The sequence below is a fragment of the Providencia manganoxydans genome, from assembly GCF_016618195.1.
GTDB lineage: Bacteria > Pseudomonadota > Gammaproteobacteria > Enterobacterales > Enterobacteriaceae > Providencia > Providencia manganoxydans.
The window spans coordinates 1,822,102-1,843,229 of record NZ_CP067099.1 but is presented as its reverse complement, the minus strand read 5'-3'; the positions used below and the strand labels follow the sequence as shown (position 1 = coordinate 1,843,229).

Here is a 21,128-nt window from a genome sequence, read left to right as displayed (position 1 = left end):
ATCGCTCCTTATGGCAACAGGTCTTTGACGTTAATCGGTTTGGCTTCGTTATCCGCTTCACCTTTGTCTTTACCTGCAATCGCCATACCCGATTTACGGTAAAAGTTATAATCAGGATATTTACCCGGACCTGAAATTAATAAGTCATCTTTCTCGTAAACAAGATCCTGACGACGCCATTCACCCATTTCAAAGTCAGGCGTTAATTGGATAGCCGTTGTCGGGCAAGCCTCTTCACACAAACCACAGAAAATGCAGCGTGAGAAGTTAACGCGGAAAAATTCAGGATACCAGCGACCATCTTCATGTTCTGCTTTTTGCAATGAGATGCAGCCTACAGGGCAAGCAACCGCACACAAGTTACAAGCAACACAACGCTCTTCGCCATCTGGATCACGAGTTAGTACGATCCGACCACGGTAACGGGGTGGCAGGTACACAGGCTCTTCAGGATACATTTGTGTTTCACGTTTTTGGAACGCATGTAATCCAACTAACCAAATACTGCGTACTTGAGTGCCGAAACCGACCAATAAATCTTTCAATGTCATGGTTCAATCACCCCTTACTGAGCATTATATAAAATGACTGCTGCGGTACCCAGCAGGTTAAGCAGCGTCAGTGGCAGACAAATTTTCCAGCCAAAGGACATCACTTGGTCATAACGCGGACGCGGTAAAGATGCACGGATCAAGATAAACATCATCATGAAGAAGGCAGTCTTAATCGCAAACCACAGGAACGACGGCAAGAATGGACCATGCCAGCCACCAAAGAACAGTGTCACGATCAGCGCAGAAACGGTCACAATACCGATATACTCACCCACGAAGAACAGGCCGAATTTCATACCTGAATATTCTACGTGGTAACCATCGGCGATTTCTTGCTCTGCTTCTGGTTGGTCAAATGGATGACGGTGACATACCGCAACACCGGCTATCGCAAAGGTCACAAAACCGAAGAATTGTGGAATAACGTTCCACATGCCTTCTTGTGAATTGACGATATCAATCAGGTTAAATGAGCCTGCTTGAGCAACCACACCCATCAGTGATAGACCTAAGAACACTTCATAACTCACCGTTTGTGCAGATGCACGCATTGCACCGAGCAGTGAGTATTTGTTGTTACTTGACCAACCCGCGAATAGCACCGCATAAACAGCCAGACCTGCCATCATCAGGAAGAATAAGATCCCGATATTCAAGTCTGCAACGTGCCATGTTGGGCTAACCGGAACGATAGCAAACGCAAGGAACAGTGAGCAGAATGCAATCACTGGCGCTAGCGTAAAGATTTTTTTGTCCGCAAACTGTGGGATCCAGTCTTCTTTGAACAACATTTTGAACATGTCGGCAATTAATTGCCCCATGCCAAAAGGTCCAACACGGTTAGGACCGTAACGGTTTTGGAATAAGCCGAGAATACGACGTTCACCCAAACTCATGTACGCACCACAGGTAACGACAACCAATAGGATGACAATCGACTTAAGAATGGAAATTAACACTTCCATCACTTCTGGGGATATCCAATCCATCATGCACCCCTCCGTAGATTATTGACTGACACACCCGCCATTGCTGGTGCAATACCTGGCATCCCCAAAGGCAGACCGATTTGACCACTCGACAGATTTTGGCTTAAACGTACAGTCAAATTGAAAGCTTGACCTTGATGACTGAATTCCGCTTTAGCGCCAGCACCCAAACCGAGAGCTGCTGCATCTTGTGCATTCAACATCACATAAGGCTCAGGCATACGCTCTTGGATCACCTCTGAACGTTGTGACATTTCATCACTGCCGAACAGATGATAATAAGGCGCAACCACCCACTGTGCTTCAGTTGCATGATAAGCCGCTGGAATATCAGTGAAATAAGCCAATTTAGCTTCAGTTGAATTAAACAGACGCACACCCGGATCACCGAAACGTAGATGCCCACCGACTTCGCTTTGGAATTTGTTCCAAGCTTGTGGTGAGTTCCAACCAGGTGCCCATGCAAATGGAATTTGCTGACGTGGTGCCGTTGGGCTGTTGTTACCTTCCATTGAGAAGGCAAACGCAGTGTCTTTATCTTGCGGTTGACGTTGCTCATGGACTGATTGATTTGCCAACATTGCAGTACGACCACTGTAACGATGTGGTTCACGTGCTAACTTCTGGCCACGAATGCGGAAAGACGCTTTCGGTGCTGCATCAACAATACCGGCGAACTGTGGCAGTGCCGCAACACAATCCGCAATCACATGATCAAGTTGAGACCAGTCAGCGTCACGTTCTTGTGCTTCCGTTTGCAGAGAATGCAACCAACGCCAGCTTTCGTTCATCACGATAGATTTGTCGTAGAAAGATGGATCAAACACTTGGAAGAAACGTTGTGCACGGCCTTCTTGGTTGATTAAAGTCCCATCGGCTTCTGCGAAGCTTGCAGCTGGCAAAATCAATGACGCTTTATCCATGATGTCAGTGTGTTGATGATCAGCAACAATCAAGTGTTTCAATTTAGCCAGTGCACTATCAACGACATTGACACTGCTATGACGATAAAGGTCATTTTCCATTACGATAGCAACGTCAGCTTCGTTCGCGTTAATACGCGCAAATGCGCTATCTAATGATTGCGCTTTCATCATGGCTAAACCGAAGCTATTTGCATGCGATGCAAGGTAAGATAAACCAACTTGTGCACCTTTCGCTTTCAGTGCAAAGGCAACGTTTGCAGCGGCTTGGATCATGGCATCACTTGCCGAGTGGCTACCACTGATAATCAATGGTTTTTTAGCCCCTGCCAGCGCTTGTGCGATGGTTTCTACTTTGGCTTTTAAATCAGCTGGTAAATCAGCAACTGCGGGTGCATCACCATTGATCATATTCGCAATGGCGAAACCAAAGCGCGCTTGATCAGCGACTGGCGCACGATAGTTAAATGCCGCAATATCATCTAAGCGAGTATCATCAACGTTAGTGATAAACAGTGGATATTTAGCATGTTGACCGATATTCATGATCGCGGCGATTTGCCAATCAGCGACTTTCTGTGCTGCTGCCATTTCGCGTGCTTTGCCTTTTACAGCTTGGCGAACGGAAAGTGCCATGCGCGCACCAGTTTGAGTTAAGTCTTCACCCAATACCAGCACCGCATCATAGCCTTCAACTTCACGTAGGCTAGGCGTATAAACACCACCGTTTTGTAAGATATTTTGCATCAACTCAAGGCGACGTTGTTCATCAGCCGAAACACCTGAGTAGAAGTTTTCTGCACCCACTAATGCACGTAAAGCATAGTTGCTTTCGATGCTCGCGCGCGGCGAACCAATACCAATCACTTTTTTCGCTTGATTGATTATTTGTGCACCACTTTGCATTGCTTCGATTGCAGAAACAACTTGCTTAACACCCTCTTTATTTAAGAGTGGCTGACGTGGCCTATCTTTGCGGTTAACGTAGCCGTAACCAAAACGACCGCGGTCACATAAGAAATAGTGGTTTACTGAACCGTTATAACGGTTTTCGATACGGCGAAGTTCACCATAGCGCTCACCTGGGCTGGTATTACAGCCGATACTGCACTGTTGGCAAATACCCGGTGCGAACTGCATATCCCATTTACGGTTATAGCGTTCTGAGTGAGTTTTATCGGTAAAGACACCTGTAGGACAAACTTCAACGAGGTTACCGGAGAATTCGCTCTCTAACGTACCATCTTCCGTACGTCCGAAGTAAACATAGTTATGTGCACCATATACGCCTAAGTCAGTGCCATCAGCGTAGTCTTTATAATAACGCACACAACGATAACAGGCGATACAGCGGTTCATCTCATGACTGATGAAAGGCCCTAGATCCTGATTAATGTGAGTACGTTTCGTGAAACGATATTTACGCATATTATGACCGGTCATCACCGTCATATCTTGCAGATGGCAGTTACCACCTTCCTCACAGACTGGACAGTCATGTGGGTGGTTGGTCATTAACCATTCAACGACACTTTCACGGAATTGTTTGGCTTCTTCATCGTCAATAGAGATGTAAGTACCTTCCGTTGCGGGTGTCATACAGGACATAACGAGACGACCGCGGGTGTCATCCGCGTTTTGATATTGCTTAACCGCACACTGGCGGCAAGCGCCAACGCTTCCCAGCGCCGGATGCCAGCAAAAATAAGGAATATCTAGCCCCAGAGAAAGGCAGGCTTGTAACAGGTTTTCAGACCCGTTTACGTCATATTCTTTGCCGTCTACATATATTGTAGCCATAGTCAGCATGCTTCCCAAAGGCCCGCTCAAAGCAGGCGTTAATCAAAAATACGTTCTTCGTGAAAAATAACTTTTGCGGTTGCTCATTCGCAAAAGCGTTACCAACGCTGTTTCAGCAAGTTGGGTTGGATACCGGCTATCTGGGCAATATTGCGCAGATCTTTTTGCGAGATACCCGCTTCAAATTCTTCACGGAAATATTTGATGGCGCTCTGTAAAGGCTCAACCGCACCCGGTGCATGAGCACAGAAGGTTTTACCCGGACCTAAGAAACGACACAACTGCTCTAACGTTTCAATATCCCCCGGTTGCCCTTCTCCTTTTTCCAACGCTTGTAAAATTTTCACGCTCCATGGCAAGCCATCGCGACAAGGTGTACACCAACCACATGACTCACGAGCAAAGAAAGTTTCAAGGTTGCGAACTAAAGAGACCATGTTGATTTCGTTATCAACAGCCATAGCTAATGCCGTACCTAAACGGCTCCCTGCTTTACCGATAGATTCAAAATCCATTGGTAGATCAAGGTGATCACCTGTCAGGAAGTCCGTACCTGCACCACCCGGTTGCCATGCTTTTAGGGTCAAACCATCGCGCATGCCACCCGCGTAGTCCTCTAGCACTTCACGTGCTGTGGTGCCAAATGGCAGCTCCCACAACCCCGGATTTTTAACGCGGCCAGAGAAGCCCATCAATTTGGTGCCGGCATCTTTGCTCTTACCTGCGCTTAAGTTGATATACCACTGGTCACCATGCTCTAAAATCGCAGGTACGTTACAGATAGTTTCAACGTTATTTACACAGGTTGGCTTGCCCCATGCACCGGATGTCGCAGGGAACGGTGGTTTTGAGCGAGGGTTAGCACGACGACCTTCAAGGGAGTTAATCAGTGCAGTTTCTTCACCACAAATATAACGACCGGCGCCTGTATGCACAAACAGTTCGAAATCAAAGCCAGAACCCAAAATATTTTTGCCAAGCAGACCCGCAGCTTTTGCTTCTTCGATGGCATGACGCAGATGTTTTGCTGCCTCAACATATTCGCCACGCAAGAAGATATAACCACGGTAAGCTTTGAGTGCAAATGCCCCGATGATCATGCCTTCAACTAATAAATGTGGCAGTTGTTCCATCAAAAGGCGGTCTTTATATGTGCCCGGTTCCATTTCATCTGCGTTACATAAAAAGTAACGTAGTTTCATGTTTTCGTCTTTTGGCATCAGGCTCCATTTCAGACCAGTGGAGAAACCTGCACCACCGCGACCTTTTAAGCCAGCGTCTTTGACTAAGTTAACCACTTCATCAGGAGCCATGCCTTTAAGTGCACGCTCTACACCTTTATATCCGTTTTTACTGCGGTACTCATCCAACCAAACAGGTTGATTGTCATCGCGCAAGCGCCATGTCAACGGATGTGTCTCGGCAGTACGGATCACGGGTTGAAAGGAGTTTGTCATGGATACTGCTCCAGTAACTTTTTAATATCTTCAGGCTGTACGTAACTGTGGGTATCCTCATCAATCATCATGGTAGGACCTTTATCACAGTTACCCAAACAACAGGTTGGTAGTAATGTAAAACGACCATCTTGTGTTGTTTGACCTGGGCGAATATTGAGCTGGTTAATAATTTCAGCTTCTAATCCCTGATAACCCGTGATGTGACAGACCACACTGTCGCAATAGCGAATAATGTGGCGACCAACAGGTTGACGGAAAATTTGGCTATAGAATGTCGCTACGCCTTCGACGTCACTTGCAGGGATGCCCAGTACTTCAGCAATCGCGTGGATAGCGCCATCTTCAACCCATCCACGATTTTTTTGCACAATTTTCAGTGCTTCAATTGAGGCAGCACGTGCATCTTCATAGTGATGTTTTTCACCTTCAATTTCAGCACGCTCAGCCTCTGTTAATACGAAGCCGTGCTGAGGTGTTGGTTCAAAAACATTAACACCATCAAGACTGGTCTGCTTATTATGTTCATTATGCATGGTTAGCGATCCACATCCGACATTACAAAATCGATACTACCCAGATAGACAATCAAGTCAGAAACCAGACTTCCGCTGATCACCGCTGGAATTTGCTGCAAATGCGCATAACTCGGTGTACGGATACGGGTACGATAGCTCATGGTGCTACCATCACTCGTCAGGTAATAACTGTTGATCCCTTTGGTTGCTTCAATCATCTGGAATGATTCATTGGCAGGCATCACTGGGCCCCAAGACACTTGCAAGAAGTGATTAATCAAGGTTTCAATGTGCTGCAACGTCCGCTCTTTTGGTGGCGGAGTTGTCAATGGGTGGTCAGCTTTGAAAGGTCCTTCAGGCATATGCTTCAAGCATTGTTCAAGAATGCGAATACTTTGACGCATCTCTTCCACTTTAATCATCACACGATCATAACAGTCACCGTTGTGAGCAATTGGAATATCGAACTCAAAGTTTTCGTAGCCTGAATATGGACGCCATTTACGCACGTCGAAATCAACGCCTGTCGCACGCAAGCCAGCACCTGTTACACCCCACGCCAATGCCTCTTCTTTAGTGTAAGAAGCAACGCCGATAGAACGGCCTTTCAAAATGGAGTTTTTCAGTGCGGTCGTCACATAAGATTCAAGACGTTTTGGTAGCCAATCTAATAGCTCGCGTAGCAACTTATCCCAACCACGCGGCAGATCATGAGCTACACCACCGATACGGAACCATGCAGGGTGCATGCGGAAACCCGTAATGGCTTCAACGACGTTATAAACTTTCTGACGATCAGTAAATGCAAAGAATACAGGTGTCATCGCACCAGTATCTTGAATATAAGTACTGATATACAGCAGGTGACTGTTGATACGGAACAGTTCCGATAACATAACACGGATCGTTTTCACGCGATCAGGTACTTCAATACCTGCTAGTTTTTCAACGGCCAATACGTATGGCATTTCATTGACACAGCCACCGAGGTACTCGATACGGTCAGTGTAAGGAATATAGCTATGCCATGATTGACGCTCACCCATCTTCTCAGCACCACGATGGTGGTAACCAATATCAGGTACGCAGTTAACGATTTCTTCACCATCAAGTTGTAACACAATGCGGAAAGCACCGTGTGATGATGGGTGGTTAGGTCCTAAGTTTAGGAACATGAAGTCTTCGTTTTCGTTGCCGCGAGACATGCCCCACTCTTCTGGTTTGAAAGTCAATGCTTCCATTTCCAGATCTTGTTTTTGCTTAGTTAGCTCAAACGGGTCAAACTCGGTCGCACGTGCGGGATAATCTTTACGGAGTGGATGACCTTCCCAGCTTGGTGACATCAGTAAGCGACGTAAGTTCGGATGACCTTGGAAGGTGATACCGAACATATCCCATACTTCACGCTCATACCAGTTAGCATTTGGGAACAGTGAAACAAGAGAAGGCACATTGAGATCTTTTTCACTCAATGCCACCTTCAACATAATATCACGATTGCGGTCTATCGAGATTAGGTGATAGAAAACACTAAAGTCCGCCTCTGGCAAACCTTGTCTGTGTATTCTTTGACGCTCATCAACCCCATGTAAGTCAAATAACATGACATACGGTTTTGGCAATTTTTTCAAAAAATCTACAACTTCAAGTAACTGTTCGCGTCTTACCCAGATAACTGGCATGCCAGTACGGGTTGCTTGAACAGAAAAGGCATCCGGCCCAAATTGGTTGCGCAACTCCAGAAGCACAGGATCACTTAAGTGATCTTGTGTCTGCCATCCTGGCTGGGTACTCTCTTGCGCTATCTGATCTGTCATCATTCTTCACCATAACGCTTGATCAGGTTTATTATTTCGCAACACATAGCTCTGTTACGCTGTATGGCTTTAAGCCTTAAATTTCGTCTGGGGTACGCAGGTTAGTCACTGCGATACGTTCACCGTGTTTTCTTTCTCTTTCTGACTGCATATTGGCACGGTAAACGCCCTGATCACCAACAACCCACGAAAGAGGACGACGCTCTTTACCGATAGATTCTTGTAACAGAAGCAGTGCTTGCATATAAGCTTCAGGGCGCGGCGGACAACCTGGGATATATACATCCACAGGAATAAATTTATCAACGCCTTGAACGACAGAGTAAATATCGTACATACCACCAGAGTTGGCACATGAGCCCATTGAGATGACCCATTTTGGTTCTAGCATCTGATCATAAAGACGCTGAATAACAGGTGCCATTTTTGTAAAGCAGGTTCCTGCTACGACCATAAAGTCGGCTTGACGAGGTGAAGCACGAAGTACTTCTGCCCCAAAGCGGGCTACGTCATGAACTGCTGTGAACGACGTTACCATTTCGACATAGCAACATGAGAGACCAAAGTTATATGGCCAAAGAGAATTTTTGCGGCCCCAGTTAACCACATCATGTAATGCATGAGAAAGTTTTCCCATATACACGCTGTTTTTGACTTGCTGCTCAAGTGGATCTGTAACGATTTCTTGAGTTTGCAGGGGGTAACGGTCGTTCTCACCGTTCGGATCTATGCGGGTGAGCGTATAATCCATTGTATAATGCCTCGCTTTTTACTGCGGATGACGATTGCTGATTTTAATAACTTCACTAGGACCTTTAACTGCGCGACGTGAACGGACAGGAGTCCAATCCAATGCACCGACGCGGATCAGGTAAAATAGTCCCGCCAACAATACCAAAATAAAGATTGCTGCTTCGATAAAGCCTAACCAGCCAACTTCACGGACGGCAACGGCCCATGCAAACAGGAACATAGCTTCAACATCGAAAACAACGAAGAACATGGCAACCAGATAAAATTTGGCTGACATACGAAGACGGGCACTCCCTACCGAATCGATACCGGACTCATAAGGTACGTGTTTTGTTCTGGCTTTGGCGCGACTGCCGAGGAAATGACCAGCGACCAACATAAACGAACAAAGGGCGATGGCGCCGACAAAGAATATCGCAAACGCCCAGTTATGGGCTAACGCTAGGATAGATTCAGACATACTCGTTGCTTACTCATTACATATGGTGCGTAAATCTGCTCTTTTTAACATCACGGCAGTATTGCACCATAATTGCCCAGTTAATTGAGAAGAAAGACCAAAAATCATCACCAAACATAAAAATCAGCCTGAAGACTGCGTTTGGTTTGTCCTCTCTCTGACTATTTATTTTGCTTAACTTAAGCAAAATAACCCGTATTTGTTACAAATCCTTGACATTTTAAAAACAAGGTTGAAACAAAAAACACTCAAAAGCAGCTAAAACGTGTCAGTGTGATAATACACCTAGTAAACACAATGACTAGTTTAACTGATTATTCGCTTTTACTACACTATTATCTCAGGAAAAACCTGTCTTACTAGATGAAAACTTGCTCTTTTTATTTGATCTAACGCACAGTTTTATTGAAAATATACTTAGATTGTTTACAGAACATTCAAATTTAGTCTAAGTCGTATTAACTATTTTTTACTCACTAAATCAAGTAACTGTCTGACTAAGCAGCCCAATTTTAGCAATTATTCAAAATATGATTGTTAACAACATAACAACTTCTTAACGAAAAAATGAAATTTCTGTTCTGCCATCCACATCACAATTATTTCACGTTATAATTATTTTAACCATACTTATTAAGTGGTTAATTCGCTTTTTTTACCTACAAACTGCTCAAAAAAAAAGCCGCGACATCATCGCGGCATTCTTATTAGATATATTCTAAATAATTCGAGATACAGGTAGGTGACCCGTGAAGATAGATATTGAACAATTTATAATTAATATAAACCTTCACTTTCACTGACAACTGTATCATCGGCTGTAGGTGCAACTGCGTAAGGAATTTTTTTATTCTCTATGGCACTAAACACCGTCAGCACAAAATCCTTTTGCTCATCCGCATTTTTATATAGCCAATACTGAATATCAGGTAAACGTGGTAAGCCATCTGCTTCATTTAAAATACGTAAATCCGCATTTTGCATTTCCATCGGTCGTGCCGTGACGCCAACTTCTGCATTCACAGCAGCTCTGACAGCTGGCAATGATGCAGCTTCATAGGCAACATGCCAAGACAATCCAGCATCATCTAATGCATCTGTACTCATTTTACGGAATGGGTTTGATTCATCCATTACCACTAATGGGATAGGTTCATTAGCACGCAATTGGAAATCAGGTGCGCTGTGCCATAATACAGGCACTGTTCTCAATGCTGTTTTAGGGTGATGACTAATACGTGCAGTTGTCAATGCTAAATCGATTTCATGATTATCTAACATCGATTCAATAAAATGCGCACGTTTAATTCTTACCTCAACAGCAAGGCGAGGGAAAACAGACGCAATACGATTTAATAAGAATGGCAATAAAATATCGACAGTATCATCCGATGCACCAATGCGCAGCTCACCTTCAGCGTCATTGTAGGTCAATGATGCTGTCGCATCATCGTTAGCACGTAAGATTTGTCTCGCATAGCCAAGAAGCTGTAAACCATGAGCGGTAAGTAATTTATTTCGCCCATGACGAGCGAATAATTCACGGCCTACCAGCTGTTCTAGACGTTGCATTTGCTGGCTCACAGCAGACTGTGTGCGACATACAGCGGCAGCAGCAGCAGCAAATGTATTGAGATCGGCTACCGCAACGAATGTGCGCAGTAAGTCCAGATCGAGATTCATTATTGGACGATTGGAATTTATCATCATTATTCTCTTATATAATTTTATGGTACCTGGTGTTCCTGCTCTCCTCCTTGAGATCAGCTTGTTTAATAACTTAAAATAACTTGCTTAGTGCTTTCCAATCCCTAGGATCGCATTGACTACTCTTTAAATGTGTTGATAGCTCGTAAAACGACAATACCAACCTACGACAAAAAAAGTTTACTAAGTGAGCGATTTAATTTAAATCCCAAATACAACCTTCATATTTTGTCGCTCCGCAAATAGTAACATATTTAATGTAATTGCAATTATTTTAATGTAAATGCCTATAGGCACATACTCAAAAAGACAATTTTATCATTTAAAATCAATGTATTGAAATCATTTGATTTAATCTTTGTGGCTACTTTTTTACTAGAACAATCAATATTACTAACAAAAAGAGCTCGTTTTTGCTGAAATTTCGTGGAAATTTATTTCTAAACATCTAATTTCGTCATCAATCTTACAATTTGATACAAATTTTTTATTTCTTACTTAACTACATGAAGATTTTTTGTTTTTTCCTCCAAAACTGCGATATTTGACGACATATAAACCCAACTTAACAAATACAAACAGATAATTATTTTGATATAATAGAAATATTTAGTATTCATCTATCGCATTACGGTATTAGCCAACCTTTTACACCAAAAATTATCTACTATCTTCAAAAGCTTCCGAGGTAGGAGTAGAGTAGAACTGTTCGCCGGAATCCCCCTACTTAAAGCATCCCAAATAGGGTAATGAGAGAAACAATGAATACGATAAAGAAATCTAACAAGCTTGATAATGTCTGCTATGACATTCGCGGGCCTGTCTTAAAAGAAGCAAAACGCTTAGAAGAAGAAGGTAACAAAGTCCTCAAGCTCAATATCGGTAATCCGGCACCGTTTGGCTTCGAAGCCCCAGACGAAATATTGGTTGATGTTCTACGCAATTTACCAAGCTCACAAGGTTATTGTGATTCAAAAGGCTTATATTCAGCCCGTAAAGCCATCGTTCAACACTATCAAGCACGTAATATCCGTGAAATGACGGTTGAAGACGTTTATATTGGCAATGGTGTTTCTGAATTAATTGTGCAGGCGATGCAAGCCCTGCTAAATAATGGCGATGAAATGTTAGTGCCTGCCCCTGATTACCCGCTGTGGACTGCGGCAGTTTCTTTATCAGGTGGTAATGCAGTGCATTACATGTGTGATGAGCAACAAGGTTGGATGCCAGATATTGAAGATATTCGTAAAAAAATTAGTCCTCGTACCCGCGGGATTGTTATCATCAACCCAAATAACCCAACAGGTGCGGTATACAGCAAAGAGCTATTATTAGAAATTGTTGAGATTGCTCGTCAACATAATCTGATTATTTTTGCTGATGAGATTTACGATAAGATCCTTTATGACGATGCTGTCCACCATTCCATTGCTGCTCTTGCCCCTGATTTGTTAACAGTGACCTTTAACGGGTTATCTAAAACATACCGCGTAGCCGGTTTCCGTCAAGGTTGGATGGTTTTGAATGGTCCAAAACAGCAAGCTAAAGGCTATATTGAAGGTTTGGAGATGCTGGCATCTATGCGCCTTTGCGCAAACGTCCCGATGCAACATGCAATCCAAACCGCTTTAGGGGGTTATCAAAGTATTAGTGAGTTTATTCAGCCGGGTGGCCGATTGTATGAACAGCGTGAGCGTGCATGGGAACTTATCAACCAAATCCCTGGGGTCTCTTGTGTTAAACCACAAGGTGCTCTATATATGTTCCCTAAAATTGATATTAAGCGCTTTAATATTCATGACGACCAAAAAATGATCCTAGACCTACTACTACAAGAAAAAGTACTTTTAGTGCAAGGAACTGCATTTAATTGGCCGGAACCTGACCATTTCCGCATCGTTACGCTACCCTATGCAGATGATCTTGAAATGGCAATTAATAAATTTGGTCGTTTTATCGAAAACTACCGTCAATAATCCCCTATATACTCTAAATAATTCGAGATGCAGGTAGGCGACAAATGAAGATAGGCGGGCATAGATAAACTCTATGACTCGACTAGCTGAGTGTAGCCAACAGCCCTGCAACTTGAAGTATAACGAGTATATACTCTAAATAATTCGAGATGCAGGTAGGCGACAAGTGAAGATAGGCGGGGAGCATAGATAAACTCTATGACTCGACTAGCTGAATGTAGTCAACAACCCTGCAACTTGAAGTATAACGAGTATTTAACGCTCTTACCACAATGAGAGCATTGCCCCTTTCACACTATAAAGTTCTACAATAACGGTATCAACAATATATAATGCAATGCCCTATTTTATTAATTTAATATAAATGAAATAGGGCATCAATAAAAACATACTGCTATAAACATTCGAAATTTACTTTTATAAACCATCGAGAAAAGATGGTTTTAAATGAAAATTTAAAGTATAGAAATAAAATAAACTGCTGCTAAGAAAAATAGCAATAAAATAATGGGGAAGTATTTCATGGCATTCCTTACTATTATTGAATAATAATGACCTTTTCATTATAGTTTTTTATCACGTCAAATCAAACACTAATTATAAACTTATATAGTTGCAGAACATTATAATCTTAATTTGATTATCCATATTAAATAGACAATGATAATTCTCTTATTATTCCCTCGCAATAAATAAGTTGCCATCTCGTCATCAAGCAAAATCTGACAACAACGTTACCTTTTAAAATAATAAGTTAACTAAACACTTCCGATTAAAATCATCTATTTTTAGATTATATTTTTCATTCTCTATATCTGGAAGCACATACTCCATATATGCAGATATTTCATAAAAAGGCATACCTTGCTTATTTTTAGTTTGTAATCACCTCATAAATATCAATGTAAATAATTTATCGACTATCTATCCTATAAAAAATAAATATTCAGCCTTAATCATCGCTATGTTTATTTCTACTAACATTACACGCTTATGCATGTCTTAGGTTTACTTTCACTTATCAGTAAACTGTAACCAATAAATTAATTAATAAGTTCAATAGGATTGATATATAATTTTAAAATTATACATATCAATTTTGAGCCTTCTCCACTACAATATAGCTTTAGCCAATAGGGAGTAATCATGAGCTACTTTTTTGCCCACCTTGCTAGAATGAAACTGATCCATCGCTGGCCATTGATGCGCAATGTACGCACTGAAAACGTTTCAGAACATAGCTTGCAGGTTGCAATGGTTGCCCATGCACTCGCTATCATCAAAAATAAACGATTTGGCGGAAATGTTAACCCTGAGCATGTTGCCTTACTCGCGATGTATCATGATGCCAGTGAAGTGATTACGGGCGATCTACCAACACCCATTAAATATCATAACGAGCAGATTGCTCATGAATATAAAAAAATAGAAAAGTTTGCTCAACAGAAGCTGTTAGATATGTTACCTGAAGAACTCCGAGAGGATTTTCAAGAACTTATCATTGAAGAATTACAAACTGAAGAAGAGCACTTTATTGTCAAGCAAGCGGATTCACTTTGTGCTTATTTAAAATGCTTAGAAGAGCTATCTGCTGGAAATAGTGAATTTAAATTGGCTAAAAAGCGCCTTGAAAAAATTCTATCTGACAGAAAAAGCCCTGAAATGGACTATTTTATCGAAATATTTGTTCCTGGTTTTAAACTTTCCCTTGATGAAATTAGTAACTAATTCATGGGAAGGAATAATATTTTTATTCCTTCCTTGCAGAATTTAATTTATTTCATTCAATTCAGTATTACATCCCGATGATACTGGAAATGCGACATAAAAAGTTTTAGCATCACCATTGACACCTAATATTACCCTACCATCATCCTGTTCACCTAATGAACAATAAAATCGTCTTTTGCTTTGATACGTTTTGCCACTTTTTGTGTGTATTTTAATAATCCAATAATCATAGCTATCCCAAGGCCCCACCGTGTATCGAAACACAAATGCATCCGTTGTTTTTGTTTTATCAGGAACATTATGGATGATTTTACTTGTTCCATAGACTTCAGATTGGTCAAGAAGTCCCGATACAAAATGAGTAAACTCAACCTCTATCAATTCCTCTCCCCAATAATTTTCGAAGTCACAGTAACCTGTAAGATATTCATATTCACCAAAACTTTGTTCTTTTTTCATTTATCCTCACTAAAAAGTGTATTCCAAACAGAATTCATCATCGATGAAATATCAACAATACAGGATAAATTCAAATGTAATATCATAATTGGTATCATAGAATAATAAAAATAAAATTCTGGTGACTGACTAAATAAATGAGTCAGTCACCTTTTATTAAAAATAATTTAGAAGGGAAATAAAATAGGAACAATTAATATACTGATAATCATGACAATAACAGTAAATGGAACACCGATCTTAATAAAATCACTAAATTTATATCCCCCAGGCCCCAGCACTAAGGTATTAACGGGTGAAGAAACTGGTGTCATAAAGGCTGCCGATGCGGCTATTCCTACTATCATAGCAAACGGTAACGGCGACACATCCATATGACGAGCTGCTGCAATGGCAATTGGCGCCATCAAAACAGCAGTGGCTGTATTAGAAATAAATAAGCCAATTGAGGCGCAAAGTATAAATAAACACAACAACATAACGTGTGGCCCTAACCCACCCGCAATTTTCATGAGAGCGTCAACCGCTAAAGCAATACCACCTGTTTGTTGTAGTGCGATAGCAAATGGCATCATCCCTACAATTAAAATAATACTCGGCCAGTGAATTGACTTATACGCACTCTCCATATCAATACAACGAAATTTACCCATCAATAAACAGGCAATGAGCGCGGCAATAAAATTGGGGATCTCATTGGTTACCATCATAGCAACCATCAAGGCAAGACAAAATAAAGCATGTGGGGCTTGAGATGATGCAGGAGCGACAGCTTCAACTTCCGCGGCTAAGTTTAATACAATAAAATTACGAGGCTTAGTTGAAAGAATACGAATTAATTTCCAGTCACCAATCACTAATAAAATATCACCAAGCCTTAGTGGTTCATCAACTAATTTCCCCCCTATCGCCTTACCATCACGTCGAATACCAACAACGTTTAGACCATAACGAGTACGAAATTTAATATCTCGGAGGCTTTTGCCCAATAGTTCGGAATCCGGGTTCATCGATACTTCAGCCATCCCCACATCACGCGACTGGTCGGAAAAATAATCGCCACGTAAGATCATCGGTTCAAGCTTTTGCTCAAAACAAAACTGTCGCAGAGCATCATCACTCACCGCAATATCCACTAATAAAACATCTTGCTCTCTTAATTCCGTCCCCCCCGTTGCACTCACCATAACACGCCGAAATTTACGCCAACGTTCAATACCAACCACGTTAGCTTCATAACGAGAACGTAAATGTAATTCATCGAGGGAGTGCCCAATTAATGGTGAACCTTTACGAATAGCAAGACGACGAGCCCTACCCGTTAATTTATAATCACGAATTAAATCACGGAAAGTACGCTGATAGCGCTCAGGTAATTTATTAGGCTCACTACTCCCTAGCCAACGACGAGCAACCCACATGTAAGCGATCCCTGCCAGTAAGATCACAATACCTATTGGGGTGATTGAAAAGAATTGGAAGCCTCTGATACCTTCTCGAACTAACTCACTGTTGACCACCATATTTGGCGGTGTTGCGACTAATGTCATCATGCCGCTGATCAAACCAGCAAATCCTAATGGCATCATTAGACGACTGGGGGAAATTTTCATGCGCCCAGCAACGCTAAGCACAACAGGGATAAAGATAGCAACCACACCAGTCGAACTCATAAAAGCCCCGAGCCCAGCAACGGTGATCATCAAAAACACTAACATTTTACTTTCACTGCTACCCGCGACACGAACCAGCCAATCGCCCATTTGGTAGGCTATACCCGTTCGCACTAAACCATCACCAATCACAAATAAAGCCGCAATCAATAATACGTTAGGGTCAGCAAAGCCTGCTGTCGCCTGCTCTAAAGAAAGTGTATCGCTTAGCACAAACGCGACAATCACCAGTAATGCCACCACATCCATCCGTATTTTATTTGTGGTGAACAAAACTATCGCGATCAATAAGAGGGTTAACACCCACAGCAATTCTCCGTTCAAAAACGTCCCCTTTCAACGAAAAAAATAGTGTTAGATATTCCCTTAGTTAACCATGTTTTACGGAGAATTACTTTGATTTAATCGCTGTTAGACATTTTTTGATACATGGAGTGTAAAAACACCATTTTTATCTGGGCCAGTCACCGTAATCTGCGTTAATGAACTGATAATTGCATCAATTTGTTGTCTTCTTGGCATACTCTCTGGCGCGTGCACGGCTACAACTTGACAGCCTGCATCAAGTGCTGAATAAATCCCTGCTTGAGCATCTTCAAAAGCCAGACAATCGTTTGGTGATAAATTGAGGGATTGTGCCCCTAAGAGGAAAGGTTCTGGGTCAGGTTTACCTTTTGATACCTTTTCAAAAGTAACCCAATGTTTTGGTTCAGGTAAACCCGAAGCTTTTTGGCGTCCATGTGCTATTGGCACCGTTCCTGAAGTCACAATCGCCCAAGGTGCACCTATCTCTTCTAAACGTGTCAATAAAGCCACTGCTCCGGGTAATGCGACGACACCTTCCATATCGGAAGCTTCCATTTTTTCTAACCAGCGAAAGCGAGACATAATTTCGTCTTCGCTGGCTTCAGGCATAAAGTGACGTAAGCTAGTTAGCGCAGGTTTTCCATGGATATAGCTAATGATTTCTTCGGGTGAAACCCCTATTTCTTCACCAAATAAACACCAGCAACGTTCAACTACCGCTAATGAATCGGCTAAAGTACCATCAAGATCAAACAGAAAACCTTTTGCTTTTAACTCCACATTTACCCCTTAGAAACACATTTATGCGTTAATAACCTGATTAATTTCCACGGCAGACAAATGGTATTGACGAGGACAAGCACGCCAAATACCTAGCATCCGCACATATTTATCCCACATTGGTGTTTGAGAATTAAAGCCATGAGTTCCACTATCAAAATGGGTATAGCGGCCTTCGGTATTGACCATAAAGCGTACATAGCTCAAGTAACGCGCTTCTGTCGCTGCGTCAAAGCCTAAGAACTGCACACGGCGTCCATCGATACCTTGAGGATCACTCATATTGCCATAAGACACTTGTAATGCATGATACATTTCCATGATATCAATCACGGTGCGACAAGTGCTCTCACTTAATTCGCCGAAGTCTCTATCTAGCTCACGCATTTGTAAGCCGAAGCCACGCTCAATAATAGTTTGCAAACGACGGTAGCGATCTGCATTATCAGGATCCAACATCGTCATCATTTTGTATTGATTTGATAAAATCAGGCGTTGTGCATTAGTCATTTCCATCATGATCCTCCTCGGAAAATTTTTAGCTCATCTTCGCATTCAAAATTCATGATGGACAGTGAAAACACCACTTTTATTGATCTAAACAACCTTTTTACATTACTTGTTGTTAAATCGAACTTTTAATTTAAATATCTTCAATAAAAGACTTATCTAACTGCTTAAATGCGCGTTGTAACAACTGCGCTAATGCCAAGTAATCAGGTTGATGTTCGATAGGCGCCATAGCAATGCCTGCTTGGGTAAATTTGTCGCGGATTTCATAAAACCAACTGAGCAAACTGGCAGGCAGTGGAGTTGCCGCCCTTTTTCCTAACCACCATAGGCCTTGCATTGGTAAACTACAGGCAAACAGAGCTGTTGCGACCGCAGGTCCGAGCTGCCCGCCAAGCGCGATTTGCCAAGCGAGCGTAAAAATAGCGATCGGTGGCATAAAGCGGATACCAAAGCGCGTTGCTTTGATCATGCGTAATTCGGGGAATATTGGAGATAACTTTTTCTCCATTGGAAATGTTTTTAGGTACAGGTTCCCCAGCCTAAATCGTTTGAAAAAACCTGGCGGTGAGTTTTGTAATGTACTCATGGATACCTTCCTATTAAATCTTTGCTTCGCCATCACCATACGCCATTTTATCCGTAATGCCTATACTCATGATACTTCAAATAGCAACACCTTTCGTTAAGGCATAATGACCACGTTCATTCGCACTCATCACCTAGTTATTTTGCCGAAATCAGCTATTCTGATGGATAGGTAATTTTGCATAAAATGCGTATTTTATAGGGCTGTTATGATTTCAATCAATCAAAGCTTCTATTTATAAAAAAAACATACAAAATATAAAATATTTTTAGTAGAATTAGCCGCATTTAGTATTGCTGTCGAAATTTGCTAGCCGAGTAAGGTTATCAATGTTCAACAGGCTTGTTATATATTGGGGTTCTGACGTGTTATTTCAACACCAATGGCTGAATGCATTAAACTATGCACTTAGCCAATAAAAGATACACTCTAAATAATTCAAGATGCAGGTAGGCGACAAGTGAAGATAGGCGGGGAGTATAGATAAACTCTGTGACTCGGCGAGCGTAGCGTAGTCACTTATATCTCAACGAAAGCCCTGCAACTTGAAGGATGACGAGTATAAACACATATAACGTCCCCCTTTTATTGTATCCAATAAATTTTAAATGATTTGAAGTATCACAGACTGTTTACTTCTAAATAATTCGAGGTGCAACTAGGCGACAAGTGAATGAGTCGCTAGGAGCCTACATAAGTAGGTGACTAGTGCGAGTGAACGCAGTCACCATACCTTAACGAAAGGCGTTGCAACTCGAAGTATGACGAGTAAATGACTTGAATCATAAAATTAGGGTACAAAATACGCTAGGCTCTAGCACATTAGATTTTTACAAAGTCTTTTTAGGCAATTTTGCATTTTAAAGGCTTCACTACAACAATTAACAATAGGTATTTCCATGTCAAGTAAGCTGGTACTGGTTCTAAACTGCGGTAGCTCCTCACTGAAATTCGCCATCATCGATCCATCTAATGGCGATGAATATTTATCTGGTTTAGCTGAGTGCTTTAATCTGCCGGAAGCCCGTATTAAGTGGAAAATGGATGGCGCTAAGCATGAAGCTGAATTAGGCGCAGGTGCTGCACACAGTGAAGCGCTGAATTTCATTGTTAACACGATCTTAGCAGAAAAACCTGAGTTGTCTGCACAAATCGCCTCTATCGGTCACCGTATTGTTCACGGTGGTGAGAATTTCACTTCATCGGTATTAATCAATGATGAAGTTGTTGAAGGCATTAAAGCAGCCATCCCATTTGCTCCACTGCACAACCCAGCTCACTTGATTGGTATCGAGGAAGCAAGAAAAGCATTCCCTCATTTGGTTGGTAAAAACGTTGCCGTATTCGATACTGCATTCCACCAGACTATGCCTGAAGAAGCATACTTGTATGCGCTACCATACGAATTATATGAAGAGCATAGCATCCGCCGTTATGGTGCTCACGGTACTAGCCATTTCTATGTGTCTCGTGAAGCCGCTAAAAAATTAAACAAACCTGTTGAAGAATTAAATGTGATCACCTGCCATCTAGGTAACGGTGGCTCAGTGACTGCGATTGTTAACGGTCAATGCGTTGATACTTCTATGGGACTAACGCCACTGGAAGGTCTGGTAATGGGTACGCGTAGTGGTGATATCGATCCTGCGATTATTTTCCATCTTCATGATTCTCTAGGTATGAGCGTTGATCAAATCAATAAGATGCTGACTAAAGAGTCAGGTCTACTTGGTTTAACTGGCGTAACCAGCGATTGCCGTTATGTTGAAGATAACTACGATACTAAAGCAGATGCGAAACGTGCGATGGATGTATTCTGCCATCGTTTAGCAAAATACGTTGGTGCATACAGCGCACTGATGGAAGGTCGTCTTGATGCTGTTATCTTTACTGGCGGTATCGGTGAGAACTCAGCTCAGGTTCGTGAACTGACACTGAAAAAACTGGCTCTGTTAGGCTTTGAATACGATCATGAGCGCAATTTAGCTGCCCGTTTCGGTAAAGAAGGTCTAATCACGACTGATAATAGCCGCCCAGCGCTAGTTATTCCAACGAACGAAGAGTTAGTGATTGCCCAAGACTCTGCTCGCTTAACCGCTTAAGGTCTCGATACCGCCAGCTCTACG

17 protein-coding genes are annotated in these 21,128 nt (G+C 42.1%); 3 read left to right on the top strand and 14 right to left on the bottom strand.

Annotated features, from left to right (window positions below):
• Nucleotides 1-8: 8 nt before the first annotated feature.
• The 9 genes from nuoI to JI723_RS08065 form a co-directional block, all read right to left on the bottom strand.
• Complete coding sequence (nuoI, locus tag JI723_RS08105; RefSeq protein ID WP_070929236.1) at nt 9-551, bottom strand: NADH-quinone oxidoreductase subunit NuoI; 543 nt, start codon at nt 549-551, stop codon at nt 9-11.
• Nucleotides 552-565: 14 nt separating this feature from the next.
• A complete protein-coding gene (gene nuoH / locus JI723_RS08100; RefSeq protein ID WP_070929235.1) occupies nt 566-1,543 on the bottom strand; it encodes an NADH-quinone oxidoreductase subunit NuoH in 978 nt (325 codons plus the stop codon).
• Nucleotides 1,543-4,266 (bottom strand): NADH-quinone oxidoreductase subunit NuoG, encoded by a 2,724-nt coding sequence (gene nuoG, locus JI723_RS08095; protein WP_272579942.1) that lies wholly within the window; start codon nt 4,264-4,266, stop codon nt 1,543-1,545. The genes nuoH and nuoG overlap by 1 nt, the downstream gene beginning before the upstream one ends.
• 98 nt (nt 4,267-4,364) lie before the next feature.
• Complete coding sequence (gene nuoF / locus JI723_RS08090; protein ID WP_070929234.1) at nt 4,365-5,723, bottom strand: NADH-quinone oxidoreductase subunit NuoF; 1,359 nt, start codon at nt 5,721-5,723, stop codon at nt 4,365-4,367.
• A complete protein-coding gene (nuoE, locus tag JI723_RS08085) occupies nt 5,720-6,259 on the bottom strand; it encodes an NADH-quinone oxidoreductase subunit NuoE (RefSeq protein WP_070929233.1) in 540 nt (179 codons plus the stop codon). The genes nuoF and nuoE overlap by 4 nt, the downstream gene beginning before the upstream one ends.
• Before the next feature lie 2 nt (nt 6,260-6,261).
• Nucleotides 6,262-8,061: an NADH-quinone oxidoreductase subunit C/D gene (gene nuoC, locus JI723_RS08080; RefSeq protein ID WP_272579941.1), complete on the bottom strand. Its 1,800-nt coding sequence runs from the start codon at nt 8,059-8,061 to the stop codon at nt 6,262-6,264.
• A gap of 73 nt (nt 8,062-8,134) precedes the next feature.
• The gene (locus JI723_RS08075) at nt 8,135-8,809 is read right to left on the bottom strand and encodes a NuoB/complex I 20 kDa subunit family protein (RefSeq protein ID WP_004921127.1); all 675 of its coding nucleotides are present in this window, start codon (nt 8,807-8,809) and stop codon (nt 8,135-8,137) included.
• A gap of 18 nt (nt 8,810-8,827) precedes the next feature.
• On the bottom strand, nt 8,828-9,271 hold the full coding sequence (locus JI723_RS08070) for an NADH-quinone oxidoreductase subunit A (RefSeq protein WP_070929231.1): 444 nt from the start codon (nt 9,269-9,271) through the stop codon (nt 8,828-8,830).
• A 777-nt stretch (nt 9,272-10,048) separates the two neighbouring features.
• Nucleotides 10,049-10,978 (bottom strand): LysR family transcriptional regulator, encoded by a 930-nt coding sequence (locus JI723_RS08065; RefSeq protein ID WP_140178741.1) that lies wholly within the window; start codon nt 10,976-10,978, stop codon nt 10,049-10,051.
• A 761-nt stretch (nt 10,979-11,739) separates the two neighbouring features.
• On the opposite strand from JI723_RS08065, the gene JI723_RS08060 reads away from it, so the two are divergent.
• Complete coding sequence (locus tag JI723_RS08060) at nt 11,740-12,954, top strand: pyridoxal phosphate-dependent aminotransferase (RefSeq protein ID WP_070929229.1); 1,215 nt, start codon at nt 11,740-11,742, stop codon at nt 12,952-12,954.
• 1,146 nt (nt 12,955-14,100) lie between these two features.
• Nucleotides 14,101-14,682, top strand: coding sequence for a 5'-deoxynucleotidase (gene yfbR / locus JI723_RS08055; protein WP_070929228.1), 582 nt, complete (start codon nt 14,101-14,103; stop codon nt 14,680-14,682).
• Between the two features lie 42 nt (nt 14,683-14,724).
• Here the strand turns inward: yfbR and JI723_RS08050 are convergent, their stop codons facing one another.
• The 5 genes from JI723_RS08050 to yfbV form a co-directional block, all read right to left on the bottom strand.
• The gene (locus JI723_RS08050) at nt 14,725-15,144 is read right to left on the bottom strand and encodes a hypothetical protein (protein ID WP_140178647.1); all 420 of its coding nucleotides are present in this window, start codon (nt 15,142-15,144) and stop codon (nt 14,725-14,727) included.
• A gap of 167 nt (nt 15,145-15,311) precedes the next feature.
• Entirely contained in the window at nt 15,312-17,141 is a 1,830-nt protein-coding gene (locus JI723_RS08045) for an SLC13 family permease (RefSeq protein WP_140178649.1), read from the bottom strand.
• An 87-nt stretch (nt 17,142-17,228) separates the two neighbouring features.
• Nucleotides 17,229-17,903, bottom strand: coding sequence for a sugar phosphatase (locus JI723_RS08040; RefSeq protein WP_272579938.1), 675 nt, complete (start codon nt 17,901-17,903; stop codon nt 17,229-17,231).
• A gap of 21 nt (nt 17,904-17,924) precedes the next feature.
• Nucleotides 17,925-18,419: a YfbU family protein gene (locus tag JI723_RS08035; protein ID WP_140178743.1), complete on the bottom strand. Its 495-nt coding sequence runs from the start codon at nt 18,417-18,419 to the stop codon at nt 17,925-17,927.
• A gap of 127 nt (nt 18,420-18,546) precedes the next feature.
• Nucleotides 18,547-19,002, bottom strand: a complete 456-nt coding sequence (yfbV, locus tag JI723_RS08030; protein ID WP_070929223.1) for a terminus macrodomain insulation protein YfbV — start codon at nt 19,000-19,002, stop codon at nt 18,547-18,549.
• An 899-nt stretch (nt 19,003-19,901) separates the two neighbouring features.
• Here yfbV and ackA point away from each other — a divergent pair.
• Nucleotides 19,902-21,104: an acetate kinase gene (gene ackA / locus JI723_RS08025; RefSeq protein WP_337979910.1), complete on the top strand. Its 1,203-nt coding sequence runs from the start codon at nt 19,902-19,904 to the stop codon at nt 21,102-21,104.
• Nucleotides 21,105-21,128 lie beyond the last annotated feature (24 nt).